General features: G+C 41.9%; 26 protein-coding genes and 2 pseudogenes. 1 reads left to right on the top strand and 27 read right to left on the bottom strand.

What is annotated here, in order from left to right; all coding sequences use genetic code 11:
- Nucleotides 1–4 precede the first annotated feature (4 nt).
- The 26 genes and pseudogenes from V2H77_RS17395 to V2H77_RS17520 all read right to left on the bottom strand — a co-directional run bounded on the left by V2H77_RS17395 (nt 5) and on the right by V2H77_RS17520 (nt 21,027).
- Complete coding sequence (locus V2H77_RS17395; RefSeq protein ID WP_225816677.1) at nt 5–331, bottom strand: hypothetical protein; 327 nt, start codon at nt 329–331, stop codon at nt 5–7.
- Nucleotides 332–1,366 carry a major capsid family protein gene (locus V2H77_RS17400; RefSeq protein WP_341499800.1) on the bottom strand — a complete coding sequence of 345 codons (1,035 nt, stop codon included), beginning with the start codon at nt 1,364–1,366 and terminating at the stop codon, nt 332–334.
- Nucleotides 1,366–1,842, bottom strand: a complete 477-nt coding sequence (locus tag V2H77_RS17405) for a structural cement protein Gp24 (RefSeq protein ID WP_341499801.1) — start codon at nt 1,840–1,842, stop codon at nt 1,366–1,368. The genes V2H77_RS17400 and V2H77_RS17405 overlap by 1 nt, the downstream gene beginning before the upstream one ends.
- A gap of 2 nt (nt 1,843–1,844) precedes the next feature.
- Nucleotides 1,845–3,170, bottom strand: a complete 1,326-nt coding sequence (locus tag V2H77_RS17410; RefSeq protein ID WP_341499802.1) for a DUF2213 domain-containing protein — start codon at nt 3,168–3,170, stop codon at nt 1,845–1,847.
- A gap of 17 nt (nt 3,171–3,187) precedes the next feature.
- Nucleotides 3,188–3,880 carry a phage head morphogenesis protein gene (locus tag V2H77_RS17415; protein WP_341499832.1) on the bottom strand — a complete coding sequence of 231 codons (693 nt, stop codon included), beginning with the start codon at nt 3,878–3,880 and terminating at the stop codon, nt 3,188–3,190.
- A gap of 301 nt (nt 3,881–4,181) precedes the next feature.
- Nucleotides 4,182–5,696, bottom strand: a pseudogene (locus V2H77_RS17420) (DUF1073 domain-containing protein); the annotation flags it as partial.
- Nucleotides 5,696–6,931 carry a PBSX family phage terminase large subunit gene (locus V2H77_RS17425; RefSeq protein ID WP_445935560.1) on the bottom strand — a complete coding sequence of 412 codons (1,236 nt, stop codon included), beginning with the start codon at nt 6,929–6,931 and terminating at the stop codon, nt 5,696–5,698. The pseudogene V2H77_RS17420 and the gene V2H77_RS17425, both read right to left, overlap by 1 nt.
- Before the next feature lie 11 nt (nt 6,932–6,942).
- Nucleotides 6,943–7,659 carry a terminase small subunit gene (locus tag V2H77_RS17430; protein ID WP_341499804.1) on the bottom strand — a complete coding sequence of 239 codons (717 nt, stop codon included), beginning with the start codon at nt 7,657–7,659 and terminating at the stop codon, nt 6,943–6,945.
- An 82-nt stretch (nt 7,660–7,741) separates the two neighbouring features.
- Nucleotides 7,742–8,275, bottom strand: coding sequence for a hypothetical protein (locus V2H77_RS17435; protein ID WP_341499805.1), 534 nt, complete (start codon nt 8,273–8,275; stop codon nt 7,742–7,744).
- Between the two features lie 415 nt (nt 8,276–8,690).
- Nucleotides 8,691–9,416, bottom strand: coding sequence for a PP2C family protein-serine/threonine phosphatase (locus tag V2H77_RS17440; RefSeq protein ID WP_046395015.1), 726 nt, complete (start codon nt 9,414–9,416; stop codon nt 8,691–8,693).
- Nucleotides 9,413–10,201 (bottom strand): protein kinase domain-containing protein, encoded by a 789-nt coding sequence (locus V2H77_RS17445; RefSeq protein ID WP_341499806.1) that lies wholly within the window; start codon nt 10,199–10,201, stop codon nt 9,413–9,415. The genes V2H77_RS17440 and V2H77_RS17445 overlap by 4 nt, the downstream gene beginning before the upstream one ends.
- Before the next feature lie 157 nt (nt 10,202–10,358).
- Nucleotides 10,359–10,844: a lysis protein gene (locus V2H77_RS17450; RefSeq protein WP_341499807.1), complete on the bottom strand. Its 486-nt coding sequence runs from the start codon at nt 10,842–10,844 to the stop codon at nt 10,359–10,361.
- 59 nt (nt 10,845–10,903) lie between these two features.
- A complete protein-coding gene (locus V2H77_RS17455) occupies nt 10,904–11,440 on the bottom strand; it encodes a lysozyme (protein ID WP_341499808.1) in 537 nt (178 codons plus the stop codon).
- On the bottom strand, nt 11,424–11,606 hold the full coding sequence (locus V2H77_RS17460; RefSeq protein ID WP_049582239.1) for a phage holin family protein: 183 nt from the start codon (nt 11,604–11,606) through the stop codon (nt 11,424–11,426). Before V2H77_RS17460 ends, V2H77_RS17455 begins: the two co-directional genes overlap by 17 nt.
- 605 nt (nt 11,607–12,211) lie before the next feature.
- A complete protein-coding gene (locus V2H77_RS17465) occupies nt 12,212–13,255 on the bottom strand; it encodes a DNA-methyltransferase (protein ID WP_341499834.1) in 1,044 nt (347 codons plus the stop codon).
- Nucleotides 13,256–13,356: 101 nt separating this feature from the next.
- Nucleotides 13,357–13,557, bottom strand: coding sequence for a hypothetical protein (locus tag V2H77_RS17470; protein ID WP_074524840.1), 201 nt, complete (start codon nt 13,555–13,557; stop codon nt 13,357–13,359).
- 179 nt (nt 13,558–13,736) lie between these two features.
- Nucleotides 13,737–14,249 (bottom strand): antiterminator Q family protein, encoded by a 513-nt coding sequence (locus tag V2H77_RS17475; protein WP_341499809.1) that lies wholly within the window; start codon nt 14,247–14,249, stop codon nt 13,737–13,739.
- 54 nt (nt 14,250–14,303) lie between these two features.
- Nucleotides 14,304–14,897 carry a DUF1367 family protein gene (locus tag V2H77_RS17480; RefSeq protein WP_341499810.1) on the bottom strand — a complete coding sequence of 198 codons (594 nt, stop codon included), beginning with the start codon at nt 14,895–14,897 and terminating at the stop codon, nt 14,304–14,306.
- A gap of 100 nt (nt 14,898–14,997) precedes the next feature.
- On the bottom strand, nt 14,998–16,197 hold the full coding sequence (locus V2H77_RS17485) for a helix-turn-helix domain-containing protein (protein WP_341499811.1): 1,200 nt from the start codon (nt 16,195–16,197) through the stop codon (nt 14,998–15,000).
- Nucleotides 16,198–16,212: 15 nt separating this feature from the next.
- Complete coding sequence (locus V2H77_RS17490) at nt 16,213–16,884, bottom strand: hypothetical protein (protein WP_341499812.1); 672 nt, start codon at nt 16,882–16,884, stop codon at nt 16,213–16,215.
- Between the two features lie 543 nt (nt 16,885–17,427).
- A complete protein-coding gene (locus tag V2H77_RS17495; protein ID WP_341499813.1) occupies nt 17,428–18,795 on the bottom strand; it encodes a replicative DNA helicase in 1,368 nt (455 codons plus the stop codon).
- A gap of 1 nt (nt 18,796) precedes the next feature.
- Nucleotides 18,797–19,201 carry an ATP-binding protein gene (locus V2H77_RS17500; RefSeq protein ID WP_341499814.1) on the bottom strand — a complete coding sequence of 135 codons (405 nt, stop codon included), beginning with the start codon at nt 19,199–19,201 and terminating at the stop codon, nt 18,797–18,799.
- Nucleotides 19,202–19,365: 164 nt separating this feature from the next.
- Nucleotides 19,366–20,142 carry a helix-turn-helix domain-containing protein gene (locus V2H77_RS17505; protein ID WP_341499815.1) on the bottom strand — a complete coding sequence of 259 codons (777 nt, stop codon included), beginning with the start codon at nt 20,140–20,142 and terminating at the stop codon, nt 19,366–19,368.
- Between the two features lie 2 nt (nt 20,143–20,144).
- The gene (locus V2H77_RS17510) at nt 20,145–20,369 is read right to left on the bottom strand and encodes a hypothetical protein (protein WP_049582246.1); all 225 of its coding nucleotides are present in this window, start codon (nt 20,367–20,369) and stop codon (nt 20,145–20,147) included.
- 14 nt (nt 20,370–20,383) lie between these two features.
- Nucleotides 20,384–20,835 (bottom strand): annotated as a pseudogene (locus V2H77_RS17515) (toxin YdaT family protein).
- Nucleotides 20,836–20,892: 57 nt separating this feature from the next.
- A complete protein-coding gene (locus V2H77_RS17520; RefSeq protein WP_265515087.1) occupies nt 20,893–21,027 on the bottom strand; it encodes a transcriptional regulator in 135 nt (44 codons plus the stop codon).
- Nucleotides 21,028–21,259: 232 nt separating this feature from the next.
- Between V2H77_RS17520 and V2H77_RS17525 the strand changes: the two genes are divergently transcribed.
- Nucleotides 21,260–21,631, top strand: coding sequence for a hypothetical protein (locus V2H77_RS17525; RefSeq protein WP_341499816.1), 372 nt, complete (start codon nt 21,260–21,262; stop codon nt 21,629–21,631).
- Between the two features lie 497 nt (nt 21,632–22,128).
- Here V2H77_RS17525 and V2H77_RS17530 read toward each other — a convergent pair whose 3' ends face one another.
- Nucleotides 22,129–22,365, bottom strand: a complete 237-nt coding sequence (locus V2H77_RS17530) for a hypothetical protein (protein ID WP_341499817.1) — start codon at nt 22,363–22,365, stop codon at nt 22,129–22,131.
- Nucleotides 22,366–22,499: the final 134 nt, after the last annotated feature.

The following is a 22,499-nucleotide window of genomic DNA, read 5'->3' on the forward strand; positions in this document are numbered from 1 at the left end:
TAGCTTAATCCTCTTCTTTTCGCTGCTCGATATTCTTACCCGGTTTTTTGGGGTCGATAGGCTCCAACCCGTTCTTTAACTCGGCTTTTTCCTCAGCTTCCGTCCGGGCCTCTTTGAGCTTTTCCTGAGCAAAAATAAGCCCATTTTTGACTAATTTCGTATCGGCATGGAGTTCCAGATATTTGTCAAAAAATGCTTTATCAACATCATATGTCAGTCCATAACCACCAATAATTGTTGATGAATTTATCCCGTTTAGCGTCACGCGATTCTCATCAATTTCAATCATTAACCCGTGGGGCAATTTACACCCCACAATGACTGTCGCCATTTAAACCCCCAACATTTGTGCAATAGCGTGTGGATAACGAATAATCGCCCCCCACGTACCGGCTGATTTCTTTTGTTTAAAACTGGATGAACTCACAACAACCGCGTGTGCCCGCATTTTTTCAGTAAATGAGGCATAAGCCGTTTTTTCACCATCAAGCGTATCGGCAATCAATTGAACCAGCTCCCCCGCTTCTGTACTGTATTCAACCGCCGTTTCAATCGTCAGATTCGGAAAATTCTTTTTCAACTGATCGGTAACATTAACGTTGTATTGGTTGGTTTTTGTCAGATTGACTTCCGCTGTTGGCGACATACACAGCTTCAACGGATCTGTTCGCTCCACCAGCCCTTCTGTCTGTTTTGTCAGCTGTTTAAATAAGCGTTGAGAAATATCGTCATAAATTGCCTGCCCGTCTTTGGTTTCCCACGTTGTACCATTGGATTTTCCGTTTGCCGCCGGTATTACCGGCGCACTTAACCCCGGATCATTCAACAGTCCATAGTTTTTAAGTCCCGCAATACCATAGAAATAAGACTTATTCATAAACTTGTTTAGGGTTAATGCGCTTGCGGTATTAAGTTGCGCCGCTCGATTGATACGGGCCGTACCGTACATATCCAGCTCACGCTCCCCCCAGACAGTAAATGTTTGGAAATGATAGCTCTGGCGTTCCACCCAGTTCACGTTAGCATCTGACATGCCATTATTGCTGTGATCACCGTATGAGCTCACTTCACCTGTTGATTCTTCAACCGGAAATTGGGTTGTCAGCGTTGTCCAGTCACCTTTTTTATTTTCACCGATAATTTCAGCCGCTCTCATCGGCGTGACCAACACACGAACCAACTCAGGATCGAGATAGTTAGTCAAATACGCAGGAACACCGGCGTTACTCACGGTCACCATAGCAGGCTGTGCATCCATAGCTATTGTATAGTTATTAGCATATTGGGGATTTAAGTAATCGACGGCCTGCGGTACTACAATGCCGTATTCCCCTTCAATATATTGAAAATCTGCGTGTCGTTTCATTAGCTCCAGCTCCCCATTTTGACTAATTCACCCGCACCAGCAGCGGTACCGGCAACGAATTTGGTTTCGATAAAATCAGTGATAGTTTTTCCCGCTGCGGCGGTCTGTACCTCACCCGTTTTTAAGGATGCGTAAATCTTATCCCCAACTTTTGCGGGCGTACTTGTTCGTACAGTAAAATCACCCGCAGTAAATAAAGTGACTTCACGTCCGGGTTGGATCAGCATAGATGCTTCCCCCAGCCAAAGAGTGATAGATGCTTGTCCGTCACGCCCCACAAAACCAGACGGAGCACCCGCCCCCTTGTTCGAGACGACACCATCAATCACCCAGGCAAAACGCCCAACAGTCACACCGTCCTTACCCGCAATCAGTGCGCCTTCCCCTGCCAGCAAAATGGCGTTAGGGTTAGTACTGGCAAATGCCCCCTCAATACCGGGGGCTGGATAGTGATTAATTTTGTTCGGAAAACCCATAGTTAAACCCTCACTAATTTAGATGCGGTGGGAAAACGTTTTTCAAAAGAATCTATAGCCGCAGAATCCATTGCCAGGCGGGCTTTCGGTTTTGCTGACTCGGCTATACTGATCTGCATTTTCACTAAAGAACGATAAGCGGACGGATGAACGCCGGTTGTATCAACACCCACCTCATCAAGCGCAACTCTGTAAATTTCGTCAGCAGAATCCATTGCTACTACATCACCGATGAGGGGTTTAACCTCAGCCTCAGCAATGCGAATAGCATTAATGCGATTCACTGTATCTTTCTCTATCTTCCGAGTAGCTGCACAAATAGCCGCATCCATTGCGGGCTTACTAACGCTATCCTCTTCCTTTGGTTCTGGTTCATTATCGGGATCATCGTCCTGCGCAGGCGTGCCTGAAATTAACGCCCGGATTTTTTCCAAGTCTTCCTCTGGCAATTTACCCGCAAGCAGTTCGAGCACTTGCGCACAGATATCATCATCCTGCGCGGGTGGCTCCGCTGGCTCCTGTGTCTCCGCATCATCAGCAACAACTTCAATGATTGAGGCAAGCTCCGCTGAGTCGATTTCCATATCCTGAGCCAGAAGGGTACCGAATTTATTTTTCGCCGCTTCCGCTATACTTTTCGCGCTATCACCCGCTTTCAGTAATGAGGCAATTTCTTTCGGTGCGGCATCTTGTGCTAATTTCGGCTGCAAGTATGCCCCCAGCGCTGCACGTACAGCGACAGCCACCATTTTTTTATTTAACTTCATGTGTTTTAACTCCAGAGGGAGGGAATCGCAGACAACAACATCTGCACCGGCTCGCCCTTCTTCAACAAGAGCGACATGGTTCCCGACGATATCGCGCATAACACCATCATGATGAATTCCGTCATACGTGCCGGGGGTCATATCAGCTACGTAGTGATACGCCGCTGACAATTCTTTTTGTTCATCCGATTCAATACCCGCTATAGATTCAGCATCCCAAATTGCCAAGCTGTTTTTCAGGTATGTACCATCGAACATGGAATTTGATCCCGTTGTACCGACAATCAATTCTGTTGAAGGTTTGGCCGCCGTGACGGGAATGTGTTTTTTCAATAACGGCAGGTTATTGAAAGTTGCAGCCCCTTTCTCTAATTCATCAGGAGCACGCAACAGTTTGTACATACGATTAGGATCAAGCCTTAATCCTTGCCAGTTCGGGATTTCTCTTCCGTAATACGATGATACCGTTGCCTTAGAGATAGGACTTTCAGCAACATGCAAACGCCCGTCTCTGTCGTATGAACGTACAGAAGCCCGATCTAACGCCAGACCGTGATTCATAATATTTCTCGGATTAATTAGTTGCTTAGTTTAGGAATGACGACCTGCCAACCACACCCGCAATTGATTTCTTCACCAGGCATGATCCATTTGCCGTCAATATAAAGCCCTTTTGATAAATCGAACTCTTCACCATCCGCTTTCAAGTGTGATTGACGAAATTTTTTTGCTGCACGACTGTGCCGCCAGATACCCGTTTTAAAACCGATTGAACGCTGCCGAGCAGATTGCATAACAGAAGTTGCTTTGTTGTTCTGGTCACGAGCAATCAGTGCTGCGCGGCGCTTAGTCATGCCGTAACGCTCTTGCAAGGCTTTTGTCAGCGTTCCAAGATCACGCCCTCTTGCTACGGATTGCATTACTAGCGTTTCAACTTGCGACAAATATTGCCGTGGAATACTTTTAATCAACCCAACATTCTCACCAATGACCGCCTGTAGCGCGTTATTCATTTCTGTCGTCATCGTGAAGGGTATCGAAATATGTGCAGCATCTAACGCATGGATTAACGAGGCATCCATGTTATCCATTGATAAAGCCGCGAATTTTTTCGCCAGTTTGTCAGCTAAAGCATCAAACCGCTTTAACCAACGCCGGGTTAATTTTCGCATTGCTGAACGCATCAACATCGCCGGGCTAGCATCCATTGCCATTGCTGCACCGCAGTTCTTATAGTTGGCGGATACCCAGTAAATCACTGAGTTATTCATCTCATCCACCAGCTTATATAGCTGCCTGCTGTACCATACCCGAACGCCCGCATTAGGTTTAATTTGCCGGAGCACTTGGTTTCTCGTTGGTTTCCTCATGTATTGAGCCTGCCGTTATTCCAGTGAATAGTTTTTTGGCATCATCTTCATCAATTGGAAACGCTGTAGTCACTATCGCTATGGCGCTTTCAAGTGAGAGTAATCCCTCCGCATATTTTGTAACTACATCCACGATACTGGATACCTGAGCACCATTCAGGGATTCTTTTGCCATTCCTTGACTATCATGATCTGATTTATGTTCTGTATTACTGATATCGTCATCATCATTAAATGAATCCTTAACGTCCTCGCTGTCGTTTTCGATATCATTAATCTCAAGGGAGTGATACGGGCTGTTTTCATCATTGGCTAGACGTTCGCGGGCTTCATCTGTACTAATCACATTTGCAGCGATTAATACTGAATCAGTATCTGCATCGGTCTTACGTATGTTGGCTTTTTGTTCATCAGTCATTTGATACAGCGGTTCGAATGTAAAGCTAATATCAGGATCAATTTCGCCAAATTCGGATAATTGAATAATATCAATCATTCGTGCCAGCCCATCTTTCACCAACATTTGCAAGGTAGCAATAAAGTCATAGAAAACACGGATTTCCCCATCAGATGACGCATTTAGCCCACTCGGTGTGATACCGGTAAAAATAACTAACGGTATGCTACTGACTGAACTCATATGTTCCTGAGACTGGGCTTGCAGTGAATCAAGGCCGCTCAGCGGTGTATTGAACTGGAAAAACTCCTCTTCATTATCCAGCATCATTACTCCTCGGTTATCACGCATCTTATTAAACAATTCTGCACGATAAATTAACTGATCGGGACTATTCGTCTGTCCTTGTAATGTAGATTGAAGATTGGTTTTAAATCCAGACACAGAGAATGAATGGATCAAATCAGATACGCTATCACGTGTCCTATACCAGTTTTGTACATAAGATTCTGCAATCTGAGTCAGTGATAAGCCGCCGAAATTATACGCAGGTTTAAACATATCGGTTAATGGCCGGGTGATAAATGTAATCAAACGACTGTCATGTACAGTCTTTGCCATCACATACCAACTTGACGGCTTATAGAAGTCATTGCTCAACGGGTTGTTAGCGTTATAAATCCCCGGATATGTCCATATTGGTTCAATAACGTTAAAACCAATAAGACTTCCTTTTGTGATTTTTTTAGGTGACAGAAATAATCTAGACTCAAGTTCAACCGGATCGGTTGCAGCAAGCACACCTTTTGATGTTCGCACGTCAATATAAATCTGACCGCGCCCAAAAAAGCCATCATGCTCAATGGCCTTTTTTAACCGTTCACGAACGTGGAATTTTTCAATAGCCTCATTAAGCACTTTGATTTTATCGGATTTGTCATCATCCCCCACTGATGTTAGCTTTATCCACTTGCGAGTCATTTCTCCTGCAATGGTGCCTACCATTTTCCGATATTCGGGTAATTGTGACAGTTGGGCCAGATAAGGATAACCGGGAAAACCCACATCTCCCGATATACCACCTGTCCCCATCACATATTCATAAGGCGTAGAATCCATTGCCATTAATGCGGACAACTGTTCAGTGGGAACAACACCAGGAGGGGGTCTGTACGGTTCAATAGGCCGAGCTATTTTTCGCTCTGTTATCGATCCGACAGTATCCGGATGTATATTCATCGGCTGAGGCGCTGATTGATCAATAGCCTGTTCAACTGGCAAAGCCTCCGCTTTCTTTTTATGTCTGAATCTGAAAAACATTAAATTCGCCCCAACAGATTTTTAGATATACGAAGTGGGTTGTTTTTACCTGTGATATAACCATCCAGCGAATAACGTACCGCATCCCAACAATGGTTATGTTTGTCGAGCACCACCGGCAGGACTTCACCGGTCAGACGGTCGGTCTTGTATGAATAGAGTCTTGCCTCATCAATCATGTGCTTACAGCGTTCATGAATAATGATTTCTTCAAAGCCTTTAAGGTAAGTGATCCCGTCTTCGACACTTCCGGGCCATTTTGTGGCGCCGTCAATGATGAACCCCTGACGCGACAAGTAACTGATTGTTTCAGGTCGGCTGCAATCACCATGAATAGGCCACTTTCTAGCCTCTGGAATTGAGTCATAGAACTGGGGCATCTCGTCCAATTCAACTCCGACGCCATAGGATTCATATTCAATATATAGTTTGGTACCGATAATGAAGCAGCGAATTAATGTTGACGGGTCATTAGCGAAACCGAAGTCAGCCCCATAGAAAAGCCGGTCGGCTTCTAGCCACAACTCATCAGAAAATGCTTCAACTCGGTACTTGCCAGAGAAAATAACCGCTTCACTGAGTGCTTTTGGTAATCCAAGCCAAATATGCTCATACGCTTCATAGTCGATGCGTTTGCAGTATTCCATTTCCTGCCGGAGTACGTCAGGGAAAAAGGCGTTATCGCAATAGTTAACTTTGCGGATAATCACGCCACCATCGGGCGGATCTTCCTGATGCCGGGTCATCAGTTTATATGTCGGGTCTTCCTCTTCTCTGGGGTTGAAAGATACCCAGACTTCGGATTTATTAGCACGAACTGTCGGACTGAGGATATCCCAACTATCTTGTGATACCGTTTGAGCTTCCTCTACCCAACAGATCTTAATGCCATGCATCGACTTGATGCTTTGAATATTGTTTCGAAGACCTTTAAACGTGAAACGAGTGCCATTCCGACCTTCTATCTCGTTATTCTTGACTTTGTAGAAGTGGGACAGCCCAAGATCAATAACTTGTGCCTCAAGCAGCGCAAGGACGGAATCGTTAATAGAGTTTTGGAATTCGCGCGCGCAGAGAATAATCATTGGCTCTATTGCGCCCAATAATACCAGCGCACGGGCAATCTCTACCGATTTACCGCCACCCCGCCCGCCATACGTCCAACGCCAACGGACAGAACCTAATGCACGGTCATATAAAACCTCTGTCGCCCAGTCACTACTAAAGGCGTACAGAACACCATCAATTATGACCGGGCTATCTGTTTTCCCTCGCGGAGCTTCTCCATGTGAGAAGCCCACACATCAGCCGGGCAATTCGCAGGGGTCACAATGCAGACTTTTCCGTAACTCAGTCCAGCAAGATCGACATTGACCTCAGTCTTATTGCTGCTCATGTCGATACCGGTAAGCTGCGCAGCATTCTTAATATTCGGCGCAACTTGTCCGAATTTCTTATCTGCTAACGCTTCTTTCCCGGCGCGAAATGACAATTCAGCTAAATGTCCAGCATTGAATGAAACAAGTAACGCCGCTTCGTTTCTCAGTTCTCGAATGCGGGCTTTTATTTCAGGTCTGCGCATCAATATGGATGATTGAGAATCAGCGCGAGCCGGAGAGTAACCCGCGCATATTGCCGCCTCTTTCATCGGCATACCCGCCGCTATATTCTGAGAAAACTGTTCGTATTGCGGCTTTAAAATCCCTGCGGTTCCCTGCGAACTTTCTGCGAACTTTTCAGACTCCAGGATATTACTGGTACTACTTGCTACCTGACTTTGCGCCTGGTTCGCATCAGGTTCGCACTGCGTACTTTCAACAATAGTGCGAACCCATCCCTCAGTTTTCGCTCTCTTTCGAATCGCTGCATCACTAATACCGTGTTGTTTGGCAATCTCCCTGATTGAGAGAAGGCCAAAACGGTAATCACGCTCTATTCCCTCCCAGTCAGTATTTTTTGCCATTTCATTTCCTTTAGACATAAAAAAGGCCGCCTAAGCAACCGGGTTGAATTTATTTAGCTATTGGCGGGTTGATAACACTAATTCATTCATTAAACACAAATCGTTTTGAGGAAAGACTATCCAAGGCATCAATGACATCATCTTGTTTGGCATTCCCTTTTATATAATTATCAACAAGTGCAATAACATTTTCCCATTCCTTGACCACTTCAGTTCCATCAAAAAAATGCTCACAGTAAATCCAACACCCATGCGCATTGGTCATCGACCTTGTTAAAACATCAAACTGGTTTGATAGTTCTATAGCATCTAAGTGTTTACTTCTTTCGGCTTCACCTGCGGTTAATATTTTCTTCCCAAAACTTGCTTTAGACATATCAAACCAATCAGGCATATATATGATGCTGTCTATCACTTGTATAAGTGCTTTTTTAAAATCCATTTTCACCTTTACTTTTTCCTGCTTTTTCCACGTAGTTAACGCTTTCTTTGCGTAAATAACTGCACAGAGCGTTATCAAACCAGAGAACCACGTCCCTAGCATCGCATAAAAAGCCCACCTGGCCGAATCCTGCGCTGCAATCATTGCCTCATAAGAAATAAGATCTGTATCCATATTCACCTCATCATATAAATGAGATGATTATCTAATTTACTGTTAGCTCTATCAAAGCCTCTCGTAAATGGCGTTTATAAAGTTAAATGATTTGTCCTAAGGAAACTATGTCATGGTTAATACAAACAGACTGCGATAACCTGCGCCGAATTGTTTCCGAATTGGAAATAGTTAGATTCAGAGTTTCCTGCTAAAAAGTCGATATCTGGGCGCTCATAGCTAAATCACTACTATCGAGCACTCTGTCAGTAGAATGCTCTGAATTAGTTACTATCCTTCATTGGTTAACAACTATAGAGGAAATCCCTATCGTTGATTTCAAAGGACTCTATAACATGCAGATATAAAAACCACCAGCGTTAACTGATGGCTATTTGGAATCCTTCAATGGCAGAATCATTAAATTCTGTTAGTGCTAGCTACTACATTTAAGCTTAACACTCAAAAATGTATAATCATCAATAATATCTTTTTCAATCCGGCGCCTTAAGCTTGCGGAAAATGCCGATGGTAACGACATTGTCCTTTCTGAAAATTGAGGTCTTAACTCCCAATGCCTATATGCCCCATCTGACATCAAGGATAAAATTACATTATCACCATCACTTATTTCATTAATGTCTTTAACTATCACATCAAAATTTAGTGTAATATCATTAGATAAGGCTGATGTAAGAATAGTAGAAAGTCTTTCTTTGTGGTTTCTTAGGTTTCTCATACTATGCTCCCCAGAGTCTAAAAGCTCTTGGTACTTAGTATGGTCTTTAGTTAATTGAACTAATTTATTTTTATTTTTAAAGTAAAGTCGGCAGTCGCCTACATGCCCTATATAAACCTTTAAATCAACTATATGGACGATTGTTAACGTGGTAGCGACACTAAAATCAAACTCATCTATCGCTTGCTTAGCCCATGAAAATGCTTTCTCGATGCTAAAATCTGGCTCTATCAACGCTTTTTGAATTGCTTGTATTGCGCATTTTGACGCTAAATCAGCTTGCTCAGTTGAACCCACTCCATCTGCTACTGCAAAGACGATATTTGAATCACTATCGATAGTTGGAGGTAAGAAATAATCTTCATTTACAACTTTACCGTTTGCAGCATCGCTAAAGCAGGACATGTCAACTATTCTATTCATGGCGTTACCTCCATAGCTTTGCAAAAATCAATTAATAATTCATCTGCGTCAGCATATCTATCTTCAGACCAATGCGCCCTGCATTTTGAGATGATTTTTTTTAATTTATGAGTGAGGTTTTTTGAATATATGTCACTAATGACACGACCTATAGCATAAATATCAGATTGCTTAGAAAACAGCCCGCTCTCTGCTATTTCAGGAGCCCTGTAACCATCAGTTCCCATTCCATTTGGTTGAAATTTTGTTTTTACCTCAGCTCTGACATGATTTAAGTCTTTCACTAGTCCAAAGTCGCTGATTTTGTATCTTCCATCGCTGTATTTTAGAATGTTGGCTGGCTTCAGATCACGATGAACATAATTATTGTCGTGTATAGTTTTAACGCCCTTAATTATCTGCCGCACCGCCATAATTTTTTCGTCCGCAGACATTCCACCTTCCATAGCTTCCATAGCTTCCAATAAATTGGCTTCAGCCTTCTCCATGATGAAATAAGGCTTATCTCCTACTGTACTAAAAAGCACTATAGGAGCTATAGAGTCGTAATTAATTGAATTTAATATATATTGTGTTTTAATTTCAACCAAAAATCGTTCTCTTAAATCAGCAATTTCCTTTATGGCTGTTTTATTATTTTCAGGTGAAGGTGAAAAATATTTTCGTGCATACTTTCGCGAATGAGTCTTCCTTAAATTGTACACATTAACTTCATACACTTCACCGAAACCACCACGCCCGAGACTCTTTAGATCCTCAATAAAATAATTACCACATCGATCCACACTAAGTCCTCTGATAAGAAGCTACGGAATTATAAGAGTCATTCTCATCCTGAGCTATAACTAATCAGGAAAAATAATATTTACAAATTCTGACCTTATCATACTAGCCTTAGTGGATGTAGAAAATAATTAATTGATTTTTCAATATTTCATTTCGTCACCTTAAACATTCAGTCTTCACATAACCCTGCAAATAGCTTAATTTTGCCCGGTCGTTGATGATACTTTCCCGGATATCGAGAACAGTTGATCCAGCCTCTCCAGTGAGTTCGACGGCGGTTGCATCGCCCAAGCTGCCGGAAGCAATGGTTGCAGACACGGGACAGGTGGCCGCGATGCGCAACCGACGACGACCGGCAGCAACATCATCACGCAGAGCATCATTTTCAGATTTAGCATTAGCAAGTTCCTTCGTATGTTTCACATCCAACTCGTTCAAGATCGTGATGTGAGAGTTCTGATAGTCGATAATGTCTGTGAGTTGCTGAATGTCTTCTTGCTGCTGCTTTGTAACACGTTGCTCTCTCTGTAACTCAGAGTGATAACAATACGCTGTCAATGAAATAAGGATCAACGCTAGTATCGTGTAGTAATGAAAGCTAAATTTCATAGCAACAACGCCCCAGAAACCAACCCCATCCATCTTTACCTATCAAAGTAAGAACAAAACCAAACAGAAACAATCTTCCGGCCAACGAATGTCTATTCATCCAACCCCCAGCAAGTTAATTCCGATTCCTGGGCGCGTCGCTCAACCTGACCATAACAGCCGCTTGCCTGCCCTTTGGTTTGTCGGCAATCTCGACCATCGTCAAATACCCAACGCTTTACCTCAGCACAAGCACCTTTCTTATCTCCGGCATTCAGCTTTCGATAGAACGTGGAAGAGAAGCATTTCGATGGGCCAATGTTATACGGGCAAAAGCTGGCAATACCTGCTATCTGAGGTTCAGTTAATGGCACCCGCACATTGCGTTTTACCCATGCGATGGCCTGCTTTGCTTCTTGTGCATTGAGGTCACGGCACTGATTCAGTATTAACCTCATCCCTTGACGAACGGGAGCTCCATCAATCCGAGTCACACCTCGGCAGATTGTCCAGACTCCACCCGCATCCTGATACGTTGATAACCGGTTACCCTCTTTCTCGTCCAAAAACTGAGACAGTATCGCCATAGCACCTGCACCAGAGAGAGCCAGACCGATAACCGCAGCACTTAATTTACTGGTCTTTGTCATTGCGGCTAAACTCCCGATGCTTGTAGTACCAGTTGACCCCAAAAGTACCAACAGTGCAGATAATGCCAATAATGATAGCCCAGTCGTTCAGCGACAGAGCCCCAAGCATTGCTGTAAAAGCGCCCCAAGTATATGCAATGGGGCTGGTGTATTTGTCCATACGCATAATTCCATCCTACTGATGGGGTGATCATTTAGTTAATTTAATTGTTTGGGCTGATTTGCCCGGTATTGATTTAAAAGACTCAGTGAGAATCAGACTTCACTGTATTAAGAGAAGAACGTATACTTATAACAAATTTGCATTACCTGAAATACGCATTTTTATGAGCTTAATTTACATACGACTATATGTTAATAAAATTGTTGTTCGCAACGTCAGTACTGGTAAAGAAGTCTCTGGTACCCCCGACACTCCCTTTACTACATCTCGTTTATTACTAGGGTAAATGATACCTGCAATGTTTTTGCTTAAAAAACTAATAAAAAAAGTGAGGAAAAATACTTGGTATAACTTTTTTTTATCAAACCATCATGTGATTATTCAGCCGATGGAAATGAATGAAGGTGGACACAGTCAAGTTGAATTCAGAGCTTATATAGATCTCGCTAAGAGCATTACTTCAAGTCAAAACGTTAATCTCTGTTCACCAAGATTACTACCACTTTCTGACGATGAAATCCGCCAAATACTATCCAACAATTCATTATTTCGCCATAACAACTAATGAGAGAAATTCAAATAACCCCTCACCTCAGCGAGGTAGTTATTCATATCATCGCCCCAATTTCCTGCTTAGTTTGATTAAAGTATTCTTCTTCTAATTCTACACCCAAGACACGACGATTCAGCTTTAGTGCTGCTTTTAGTGTTGCGCCCGATCCCATAAAGAAATCTGCCACTAGATCTCCTTCCCGGCTGCTAGACTGGATAATATGTGCCATCAAATCGGCTGGCTTTTCACAAGGGTGTTTGCCAGGGTAATACTGAACAGGTGGAAAAAACCAGACATCAGTATAAGGCACATCTACCGTCACCGAGAACGGACGGCGCAGTAGCCCATATTCCAGACTCAATTCCTCATATTGGCGTGACAGAGTAAGATGAGATTCTACTAACTCATGATACAACCTGTTTAATTCTCCGTTCTGGTGTTTTTCTCTGGCTATCCGAGCGAACAGTACTCGCAGCTTTTGGTAATCCACTTCATTGGGTAATTGCCACTGGCTATCACTGAACCAGTGACTGGCCATCTGTTTTCCCGTAGCAGCATTAATTTCTTTTGCTGTGACACCCAACGCCTTTCGTGCATCGCGAAAATAGTCCACAAGAGGTTTAAAGACATATTGCTTAAGTTCGCGGCATTTGTGGAAATATCCATCACCTTTAGGTTGATAAGGCCCCTGATAATGTTCAGCAAATATGATCCGTTCCGTGGAAGGGAAATAAGCCCTTAAACTTTCTTTATTCTGCCTGCGCCACGGACCAGAAGGTTTTGCCCAGATAATGTGGTTAAGCACATTGAACCGTTCACGAACAAGGATTTCCGTATCAGACGCCAGACGCGAACCACAAAACATATACAAACTGCCGTTGGGTTTCAGCACACGCCAAAATTCAGTCAGTACTTCATCCAGCCACGCAAGATAAGCCGTTATATCCTCCCATTGTCTGTCCCAACCACACTCTTTCACCCGAAAATATGGTGGGTCAGTGGCTATCAAATCTATGCAGCTGTCTGGTAACGTTTTGATAAATCGTAGAGAGTCGTCATTAATTAATGTGATACCACTTAAATTCACAATATTTTCCATAAATCGATACTGGCTTACTCTCAGGTCAGCACAGAACAGGCGAATGGCTGGCGTCGTCAACTTCACCAGCCGTCCATTTCACCGCTTAAGAAGTTACCCCATCAGGGGCAACGCTTGAAAAAGGTGTCGTTGTCCCGGCTTTCCATCAAGCCAGCCAGACAAAATTGAGTTAAAAGTAATTGGCAACGCGGCGTTGATAGCCCCGTCAGAGTTGAAACATCAGGAATAGAAACCCAGTCATACATTGGTACGGTTTCTAAAACACATGAGGCTATTGTTGTCATATCTTCATGTTTTAGCATGATAATTTAAATCTTTGGTCAGTTAATGTGCATAGACACACATGTAACTCTGACCGATGACAACAGCAAGTCTTATCTGGATTTCAGGCAATAAAAAACCCCGCACTGGGCGAGGCTATCAGTTACGAATGCTACTATCGCAACATATACTAAAATAGTGGCTCATAAGTTCAAAGATGTCAACACGTTCGTGACAAAAGTTTTGATTTTCTTTCCTGTTCCCGTCTTATAAAGGCATCTTGCAATGGTTGATAAATCAAATATTCCGTTGCTCTTAATATTTCCTCAACCTCACGCCGACAAGTTGACATTGATGGCTTTCGCTTACGCAACATACCATTTCTGCGGATCATAATTCTTGGCTGAACCGTTGCATGATAATGCCTAGCAATTGCTCTATCAGATACACAATAAACATATCGACTAAGCAACATCCCAAATGCAACCCGATCAATATGGTAAATATGGTCTACTACCCTAGCGATTAACATACCATCATCATTACATATCGGACGTTCTGGATAACCTCTCGGCTCTACTGTCGCCATAAACTCAGCAATCATACTGCTCTGACGTTTATCAAACCTGCCAGAGTAAACCCACGCGCCAAACTTAGATAACCAATCCTGCAACCAGATTTCTTGTGATTGGCTCAACTGTAGCCCATCCGTTGGAAACATCACACCCGACATAGCCGTACCTCTTCAACTTCCTTTTTCACTTTTGGTCATTAGTCTCGCTCTGCATTAAATAAAATCGAACAGCTGAGAGGCGACATTCTCAGCAGCTTCTCTAGTCGGGAAATTGCGATACAATATAAAGTTCCAAAGCACATTTAATGTGGCTTTATAAAGTTCCTGAAATTCCAGCTCTTCCATTTTGGCAAAGCTGATTGAACGAGGTTCACGATATAGACTTCCGTTAGGCATCTCGTAAGTGTCATAGTGCCCTGACTCCACTGTTGCCCAGCGCCGAAAGGTATCAAAGGATTTGGTGGCAGTAATGTTCTGGGCTCGGTTTTTGGATATGCCAGCAAGATATTCATCCGCAGCGGATTGTAAGACATCTTCACTGCCCGCGAAGTGTGCAAAAAATTGTACGTAGCCACGCACAAGCGCTTTCTCTTTCGGGGAAATAGTGCCTCCAGTAGGTTGCCAGTATTCATAGCCAAGATTCAGAAGGGCAAAATATTTACGATGGAAACGCGGGTTACGTGCTTTCTTAAAATCCGCATAAAGCACATCGCCACACTTCACTTTGAAGTGCAGGTATTCCCTGGCTGTGGGAGTCGCCGGTCTCAGGATGTCATTCGAGATTTTGATAAAACTATACTGCGTCATCACTTATCCTCAAAGTTATGACACAGCAGCTTTTGTTTAGGTTATCGGATGTTCAGGCCGATACGAATAGAATAACAAGTGTTAGTATTAATTCCCAATTTTACTTTCTATTAAATAAGTTAACGACGTTTGTATCTTGTTGTGTCGTAGATATATTAATACTACTCTTCAATTGTATTCTGGATTGAAAATCAAGTACCTGTGATTCTGACAAAAATCCCTTAGGAACTGAACATAAATCCTCTAAATCTCCTTTTGGGAAACCAAATTCCTCAAGAAGCGTTTTTTTACTAAAAGTTCCAGAATCCAATAATAGGTTCAAGCACCTAGGTAACAAACGAACCAACTCTGGTTTTCTAAGATCATCAAGCGGCTCTCCTTTTCGCCAACCTCTAGCAGAAATATTTTTATATAACCTCTGATATTCCAGAGAAGATATTAACTCTAAATTTCTCGCTCTAAGGATCATAGATTGTGCCGACATCCCCCAGCGATTTTTTAAAGATATGAAATTCTGTAATGTAGGATATGGCGGAAGCTCTACAGAAAATGACTCTTCCGGCAACATGAAACTCGACGCAAACTTATGTGCTTGCTCTTCTATTGGATTAAAATTAATAGTATCAAATTTATTTATATATCGATGTAAGACTATATGACCTAATTCATGAGCAGCATCAAATCGACTACGATAATAGTTATCTTTGTCACTAGCTAAAACCACATACGGTCTATTATCTAAATCATTCCATTGAGAATAGCCATCCATTACAGAACTACCTTGTTCAAATCTGGAACAGACTATCCCCGCATTTTCCATTACAAGCAATAGATCATCTATCGGTGCAATACCTAATCCCCAAGCTTTCCTACACTCAAAAGCCATTCTTTCAATCAACTGATCATCTATCGCTCTGTAATCCTTTACGCTAAGATGAGGAATGTTAACTTCTGGATAATCAAGATATTCTTGCATCTTACATGATAACTCTTGAAACCATCCCATGTACCGCTCTGAGGCAATACATAAGTCTTTTGCCGTGGTTGAAAGTGTTCGGAAGAATACTGGTTTTTTTTCGTACTTAACAATAGGCTTTGTGAACCAACTTACCGGGCAATTAAGAATCTGACTTAAGCTATGCAATACTTCTGCATCGGGGGAATGATTACCGTTTTCCCATTTGGTAATAGTTGATGGCGAACGATCCACTAACCTACCAAGGTTAATTTTCGATAATCCCCTCGCTTCTCTTATCTGTGTCAACCTTTCAGATTGGAAACCAGAAATTCCCACTCTCATAATGTCTCACCTATTCTATTTTTCCTGATCCTTCAGGCGCTTCTTAAGCTTAGGTAAAACCATATCAGGAATGACTATCTTCTTCTCTTCAGAATAGAATGCTAACAGCTCCGTTACAGATTTATTATAGTGAAAACCTTTCAGATTGGTGAAAGGAACCACAATCCTTAAATCCATCATGCTGGCCTGAGATTCATGATATGGTGGATTAATATTTATTAACAACACACCTAACGTACTAGTGTCATTATGATGCTTACTATCTTCTTCTCTAAAAAGATCTGGAGTATAGCCTTCAAATTTTTCATTCAATTGGGCTATCAATGAACGATGTTTCGCGCCCCTTATGTGGCGCTCATCGTGATCTAACCCAGTACGGCTAATTTTGACACCTTCTGAATCAATAATAATGTAATTTTCCCCTTTCGGGAATGTATCAACATCGTAACAAAGATAACCTGAACGATTTGCAGCCTCCCTCAAAGCAGAGTTAAGACCGTAGTGCCTAGCCTGAGACCTGAATCTACGTTGCTCCGGTTCACCAAGTTTTAATATATCGCCTATAGTTACTTCCTGTGCAGCAGCATACTTAGCATATAATGCATCTTGTACGTTAAGCCAAAAATCACGCCTGAAAGCGTTTATTATCAAATCGGTAATATCACTTTGTGTGTCGTTAATGCTCATTTAGATACCCTGATTGCGTTAAGCAGATTTTATGGTATTTTTTTTTCGTTTTGAACGCAAGCAATATACTTAATATGTAATTTGTACGTTACAAATACAACTTCAACTCTTATACCATCCCAGTGTGTTCCAGCAGGCCACTTCACTAGAAAAACAATATTCAGCTACAAAAAGGCTTTCCCACACACTTTTCACTTTGCTGTTTATGCAACTGAACTACCTACTTTTTTCATGAATGATCATCCATCCTAATCAGCATAGTGAGGTATTCATTAACTTTGTAAGATTCCCTATCCGATCTTCGAAGAGTACAATTGAGCTTCAGCATCTCCAGCTCTTAGTTATCCACCAGCAATTCTATTTTGGTAAAGCCAGCATCCTGCTGGCGTTTACATTGAATCGACTAGCTTTCAAGTCTAACTTTGTAAGATAGCGATGTTTTCGGCACTACACCAAAATGGGATAATTAATAAATACCCCAATTATCTAATAAAATCAGTTTACTGTTTATGGTCATATTGGTCTGCCTCTTTTGGTCTTTAGTTAAAATGCTTTGTCCGCGTATCGGCGCTCTTTTTGTTTAGTCTGTTGCTGTGTACGACATATTTCAGCAGCAACAATTTGATCAGTTGGTAAGTAATGCCCGTTTTTAAATTCCTGGAATATCGTTCCGGTTTCACCGTGACGATTTTTATCCAAAATAATCTCAGCATAATTTCTGGCTGGACTTCGTGGGCTATAAACAACATCCCGGTAAGTAAAAATAATCCTGTCTGCATCTTGCTCTAAGCTACCTGAATCTCTTAAATCAGCCGCAACAGGACGACGTTGATGCATTGGCCGCTTATCAACTTCTCTTGATAACTGACTCAATGCGGTAACTGGTGTATGCAGTCGTTTAGCCAATCCTTTGAGGACCCTAGATATTTGAGCGATAGCAAGATCATTACGTTCGGCTTTGGGCTTTTCTATCAATCCCAGATAATCAACAAAAATTCCTTTCAGATTCGGATACCTGCGTTTATGAGTTTCACTGATAGCACATATCTGCTCAACGCTTAATTCACTAGCATCAAGAATATGAATATCGCGATCTATTGACTCGCTTATTGCGTTAGATATACGAACCCAATCTTCATCATAAAATTCACCACTTCTCAATTTGGAAACTGACAGCTGGGCAGAACCAGCAACCATACGCTCTGTAATTTGTTGTGCTGCCATTTCCATTGAAAACAGCAATACTGCCCCTCCATTCCTAGTCATACCCTCAATCATGCAAAGTGCCAGTTCTGTTTTGCCCATGCCGGGACGACCGCCGATGAGAATTAAATCAGTTGGGTTAAATCCTCCCGTCAACGAGTCAAATGGCTCAATACCTGTCATAATCATGCCGCGACTATCTTCACCTAAGTTACGTCTCTCCAGTGTGTCAATGTACCCTTCAACCAATGTCTTGATGTGCACGGGAACTAGGTTGCCAGTATCTCGCATTAACTCCCCCATAGTGGACATAAAGCCCGCTATGACATGTTGTGCTTGAGTATGATTTTTAGTTTCCAGTAACGCCTGTTGACCGGCATTGATCACTGCTGTAACCCGCCGAACATACCAATATTCACTAACTTTATTGGCATAGCCTTTCAGGTTTGCATTCCAAACAGGGCTCTTACTCAACTCCAGGACATTAGCTAATGTATTACCATCTCCACTCATAGCCTCAGCGATGAATATTGGATCAATCAGGGAGCTACTGAACGCTTGTTTCTTGATTTCAACGTAGACACGACGCAAAAAACCTGAACTAAACGCCTCTTCTGGTAACGTTGCAAGAACATCGTAAGCATCCTGCGTTGCACCACCTGACAACAATCCTCTTATAACCGCAGACTCTAGATTGAGCTCATTCATACTACTGCCCCCTCCGGTAACTATCCCAGTCAAAAGCCAACACTACCCCACCCTGTAACACTCGGTCCCCTAAAAACACCGGCAGGTCATTCATTGGCAAATTACTGATCAGGATCGTTGGTAATAAATCTTCATATCGGTTATTAATCACCTCAAACAAGATATTTCGCTCTGATTCAGTGCCGTATTGAACGCCAATCTCATCGATGATCAGCAAATCCAACTCACTGTAAAACCTCAGTGTCTCGAACTCGTTGGTGTCAGCATCATTACTCCATGAACGACGAAACGCCCTGATAATACGTGATGCGGTTGTAATAAACGCACTGATACCGTTCTGAGTGACTATTTCACGGCATGTCGCAACAGCCAGATGAGTTTTCCCGGTACCAAGACGGCCACACATGATGATCCCCTCACCCGCAACTTTGCGTTCTTTCCAGGTCTGAACATAACTTCGGCAAGTCTTCAAATTATGTTAAGCAGCTTTGTTAATAGGCTGATAATTTTCAAAGCTGGCATGTTCAAAACGTGGAGCAATGTTGATTGATTTCAGCAAATCAAAAGTGTTCACTTCACACCTCCCGAATCAATTTCCTTAGCCCAGTAAGCGCTATGAAACTCATATTTTTTATTTTCATAACCAGTATGATTATTTAATTGAGTTCGTGGGTTTTGGGATTTTTCAGGGAACAATCCCTGCCATCCATTCGCAATAGAATTACAAATCATTTGATCAGGGTGATCACATTTGGCAAGTTTTATACCCTGCTGCTTGCACATAGTCTCCGTCAGAGGTTTTTTTATCTCTCGTCTAAAATTAACCCAATCAGCCCATACATCGGCGCTGACGTTTTCAGGCTTAGCTGTAAGAGGATCAAATTTTATTTTTTCCTCTCGCTTTTTCCCTTGAAGGGTAAATGAGGTTTTAGGTTCTATGACTGGTTCAAAAGAGTGATTGGTTCTGTGACTGGTTCTGGGTGCAGCATTTGCACCACTGGGTGCAGGAGATGCACCACTAACCCCCGTAACATTTGCACCACTGAGTGCAAGAGATGCACCATATTTATTACTGGAATTGTCTAAATGGAGTAAATACACATTTGATTGATTCAAACCGTTCTTCGTTTTCCTTTCCTCAACATTAACAATGTTATCCTTAACTAATTGTTTAATATGGTTTTGTACAGAGCGTTCTGATATTTCGCATTGTTCAGCAATGTAAGCAACTGACGGCCAGCACTCTCCTTGGTCATTAGCGTTATCAGCCAGCTTAATCAGTACCAATTTACGAAGTGGATTACCGACTTTGATACTCATGGCTTTTACCATCAATAACATGCTCATAATCAAGCTCCAAGTATTTTAGCAATCTGACAGCAAGCTGACTCACACCGTTCAAGGGTAAGAGACTCTTCCAGTAATTTGGCCTTTTGCCGTTCATATTGTTCCCAGATATTTAACGCAACTTCTCTGTACCCTTCATAAATTTCTGAAATTTGCTCTATAGTTACAAACTCACCACTCAGGCGAAACTTATTACAACAGACGATCTTTTCTATGGTTCTAAGCATTGGTCTTGCCTCTTTTAAACGTTTGTCAAAGCATGCAGTGCTGATATCGCAACAGTTATTTGTTGTGATATGTCACTACCTCCTAAACCTCCCAATAGAATTGCAATTATCACTGCCGTAAATTCACGAATCGCAATAGATATCAAATAATTAATTGTTTCACCATTAACTCTAGCTTTGCGTTCAAGTGGAAGGGCTGATTGAATAGCGGGTAACAACTCTGATACTTTTCTTCGTGCCGCCCTTGAATCACTGCGCAACCACCTGAAAATTTGCTGCCTGTTATTATTGATAGCTTTCCAATTAGCATTTCCATTTATTTCAATAGTGTGCAGTTTGGCTGATACCGTTCTTTCACAAAGCAAGAAGTACATATTCGGCTTATTTCGATTGCTACATACTCCTGCCCCTTCTCTGCTGCTCACGCCTCGACTTCGGCTTTCAGGGCGTTGATATTTTGTTCCACGGTTTACGTCTCCTGTCGCAATGTTGATTATTGAGAATCAGTTTTTTTACTGACTACTCAGTTAGCATTTATTTCAGGCCATATTTTCTGCCAGTCATGAGGACGAAGATCTTGTCTTGTCACTTTTCCATTGGTTGCATTTTCTATATCAAAACATCTAGCGGGAGGAACTGGAGCATAACCATGTGCCATTTGTGATAAATAGGAACTGGATACCCCAAGCCTCTCAGCAGAAGTTTGGCTTCACCTCGCTTTAAATTAGAAATGTAATCATTTAGTTTCATAACTACCCCTTTTAGAAATACAAAAGGTTTAATAAATACTAAACATTTGTCAAGCATTTGCTTATTTAGTAAATACTAATCACAATTTAACTGGTAGGAAAAATAGTTAAATCCCAGATACGTAGGTTCTTATAAATAAAATGAGCATGAAGAACATCAGGCAACAACGCCTAAGAGATTGGTTTTCCGATAAAACTCTTCCTGAAAAAGAGAGGAGTTATTTGTCACAGCTTATGAACGGTAAAGCATCTTTCGGCGAAAAAGCCGCGAGACGTTTAGAACAAGACTATCGAATGCCAGATGGTTATTTAGACGCCGATACAAACACCCCCGAACTAGGAAGTCCACTACAAGTAACATTGACTCCTAAACAAAAAGTTCTTCTAGAACTGTTCGACGAACTACCAGATAGTGATGCCGATGATCTGATAAAAAATCTTGAAGATAAAAAACGGCATTATGATAATTTACTAGAAGAATTATTACATAAAAAGAAGCAAAAGAAAGCATAGAAAAAAGTCGCCACTCGACTTTTTTATTATTTATCAATAAGATTTTTATCTTACTCTGAACCCTACGGAATAAACCGTTAACCCTCAATCACTCAATCCAAAAATTAATTAACCTTTAGCCAACACTAAAAAATTATCATGCTATATGCATGGCGAATCTCTAAAACTATCTTGGCCATCCTATTTTATAGTGCTATCACCAAGGGAAAATTCATTCAGTTCATACCTTGAAATAGATATAAAAATAAATCAAATAGTTAAACTTAACACTTCGATAAGCCCTTCTCGTTGTTTAACTTTTGATTTACTTTAAGTTTATTAATTACCAAACTTGATTTCAACAGCAAACAGGCAGGACGCCCACGCAGTAGCCGCTACCGGCATATGAAGAGGTAGATGATTTGCTAATCAGTAACACGGCACAGCAGCCGTTTAGGTTAAGTGTTCAGAACCAAATTTACAATTTCAATTGTCATGAAGGAGGAGAACCGCAGCGCTCAACATGACCTGCCATGATTACCACACATGACAACTGTATTTACCTGAATGGAAGAGGAAAGATCAACCAACACCAGGATTCCCCAGCCAGCGGTGGGAATGGTACGAAAAACACTGACAGTTGATGCGTTACGGTTCTTCTTGCCGGGTTTCTTAGAAACTGCGTGAATCAACGGACGGCGGGGAAAGACCCGCACATTAACCAATCGAACAACAGCTCTTATGTGTAATGACATGCAGAATATAAATTAGACCGATTCATCGGCCTGTTTAAAGCATTTATTAAAACCATAATCCCTGAATGGTATTTATCGTTGATCAGTCCGTACCAACTAATACCAATATGGAGAAAAACTAAGAATAAACAGAT

Source organism: Photorhabdus sp. P32 (genome assembly GCF_038085095.1).
In the GTDB taxonomy this organism is placed as follows: domain Bacteria; phylum Pseudomonadota; class Gammaproteobacteria; order Enterobacterales; family Enterobacteriaceae; genus Photorhabdus; species Photorhabdus luminescens.

What these genes read in the sequence shown, in the direction of transcription:
- V2H77_RS17395 (WP_225816677.1), bottom strand. Translation starts at nt 331, where the DNA reads ATGGCGACAGTCATTGTGGGGTGTAAATTGCCCCACGGGTTAATGATT.
- V2H77_RS17400 (WP_341499800.1), bottom strand. Translation starts at nt 1,366, where the DNA reads ATGAAACGACACGCAGATTTTCAATATATTGAAGGGGAATACGGCATT.
- V2H77_RS17405 (WP_341499801.1), bottom strand. Translation starts at nt 1,842, where the DNA reads ATGGGTTTTCCGAACAAAATTAATCACTATCCAGCCCCCGGTATTGAG.
- V2H77_RS17410 (WP_341499802.1), bottom strand. Translation starts at nt 3,170, where the DNA reads ATGAATCACGGTCTGGCGTTAGATCGGGCTTCTGTACGTTCATACGAC.
- V2H77_RS17415 (WP_341499832.1), bottom strand. Translation starts at nt 3,880, where the DNA reads ATGAATAACTCAGTGATTTACTGGGTATCCGCCAACTATAAGAACTGC.
- V2H77_RS17430 (WP_341499804.1), bottom strand. Translation starts at nt 7,659, where the DNA reads ATGGCAAAAAATACTGACTGGGAGGGAATAGAGCGTGATTACCGTTTT.
- V2H77_RS17435 (WP_341499805.1), bottom strand. Translation starts at nt 8,275, where the DNA reads ATGGATACAGATCTTATTTCTTATGAGGCAATGATTGCAGCGCAGGAT.
- V2H77_RS17440 (WP_046395015.1), bottom strand. Translation starts at nt 9,416, where the DNA reads ATGAATAGAATAGTTGACATGTCCTGCTTTAGCGATGCTGCAAACGGT.
- V2H77_RS17450 (WP_341499807.1), bottom strand. Translation starts at nt 10,844, where the DNA reads ATGGATGGGGTTGGTTTCTGGGGCGTTGTTGCTATGAAATTTAGCTTT.
- V2H77_RS17455 (WP_341499808.1), bottom strand. Translation starts at nt 11,440, where the DNA reads ATGACAAAGACCAGTAAATTAAGTGCTGCGGTTATCGGTCTGGCTCTC.
- V2H77_RS17460 (WP_049582239.1), bottom strand. Translation starts at nt 11,606, where the DNA reads ATGCGTATGGACAAATACACCAGCCCCATTGCATATACTTGGGGCGCT.
- V2H77_RS17465 (WP_341499834.1), bottom strand. Translation starts at nt 13,255, where the DNA reads ATGGAAAATATTGTGAATTTAAGTGGTATCACATTAATTAATGACGAC.
- V2H77_RS17470 (WP_074524840.1), bottom strand. Translation starts at nt 13,557, where the DNA reads ATGCTAAAACATGAAGATATGACAACAATAGCCTCATGTGTTTTAGAA.
- V2H77_RS17475 (WP_341499809.1), bottom strand. Translation starts at nt 14,249, where the DNA reads ATGTCGGGTGTGATGTTTCCAACGGATGGGCTACAGTTGAGCCAATCA.
- V2H77_RS17480 (WP_341499810.1), bottom strand. Translation starts at nt 14,897, where the DNA reads ATGACGCAGTATAGTTTTATCAAAATCTCGAATGACATCCTGAGACCG.
- V2H77_RS17485 (WP_341499811.1), bottom strand. Translation starts at nt 16,197, where the DNA reads ATGAGAGTGGGAATTTCTGGTTTCCAATCTGAAAGGTTGACACAGATA.
- V2H77_RS17490 (WP_341499812.1), bottom strand. Translation starts at nt 16,884, where the DNA reads ATGAGCATTAACGACACACAAAGTGATATTACCGATTTGATAATAAAC.
- V2H77_RS17495 (WP_341499813.1), bottom strand. Translation starts at nt 18,795, where the DNA reads ATGAATGAGCTCAATCTAGAGTCTGCGGTTATAAGAGGATTGTTGTCA.
- V2H77_RS17500 (WP_341499814.1), bottom strand. Translation starts at nt 19,201, where the DNA reads ATGTGTGGCCGTCTTGGTACCGGGAAAACTCATCTGGCTGTTGCGACA.
- V2H77_RS17505 (WP_341499815.1), bottom strand. Translation starts at nt 20,142, where the DNA reads ATGAGCATGTTATTGATGGTAAAAGCCATGAGTATCAAAGTCGGTAAT.
- V2H77_RS17510 (WP_049582246.1), bottom strand. Translation starts at nt 20,369, where the DNA reads ATGCTTAGAACCATAGAAAAGATCGTCTGTTGTAATAAGTTTCGCCTG.
- V2H77_RS17520 (WP_265515087.1), bottom strand. Translation starts at nt 21,027, where the DNA reads ATGGCACATGGTTATGCTCCAGTTCCTCCCGCTAGATGTTTTGATATA.
- V2H77_RS17525 (WP_341499816.1), top strand. Translation starts at nt 21,260, where the DNA reads ATGAGCATGAAGAACATCAGGCAACAACGCCTAAGAGATTGGTTTTCC.
- V2H77_RS17530 (WP_341499817.1), bottom strand. Translation starts at nt 22,365, where the DNA reads ATGTCATTACACATAAGAGCTGTTGTTCGATTGGTTAATGTGCGGGTC.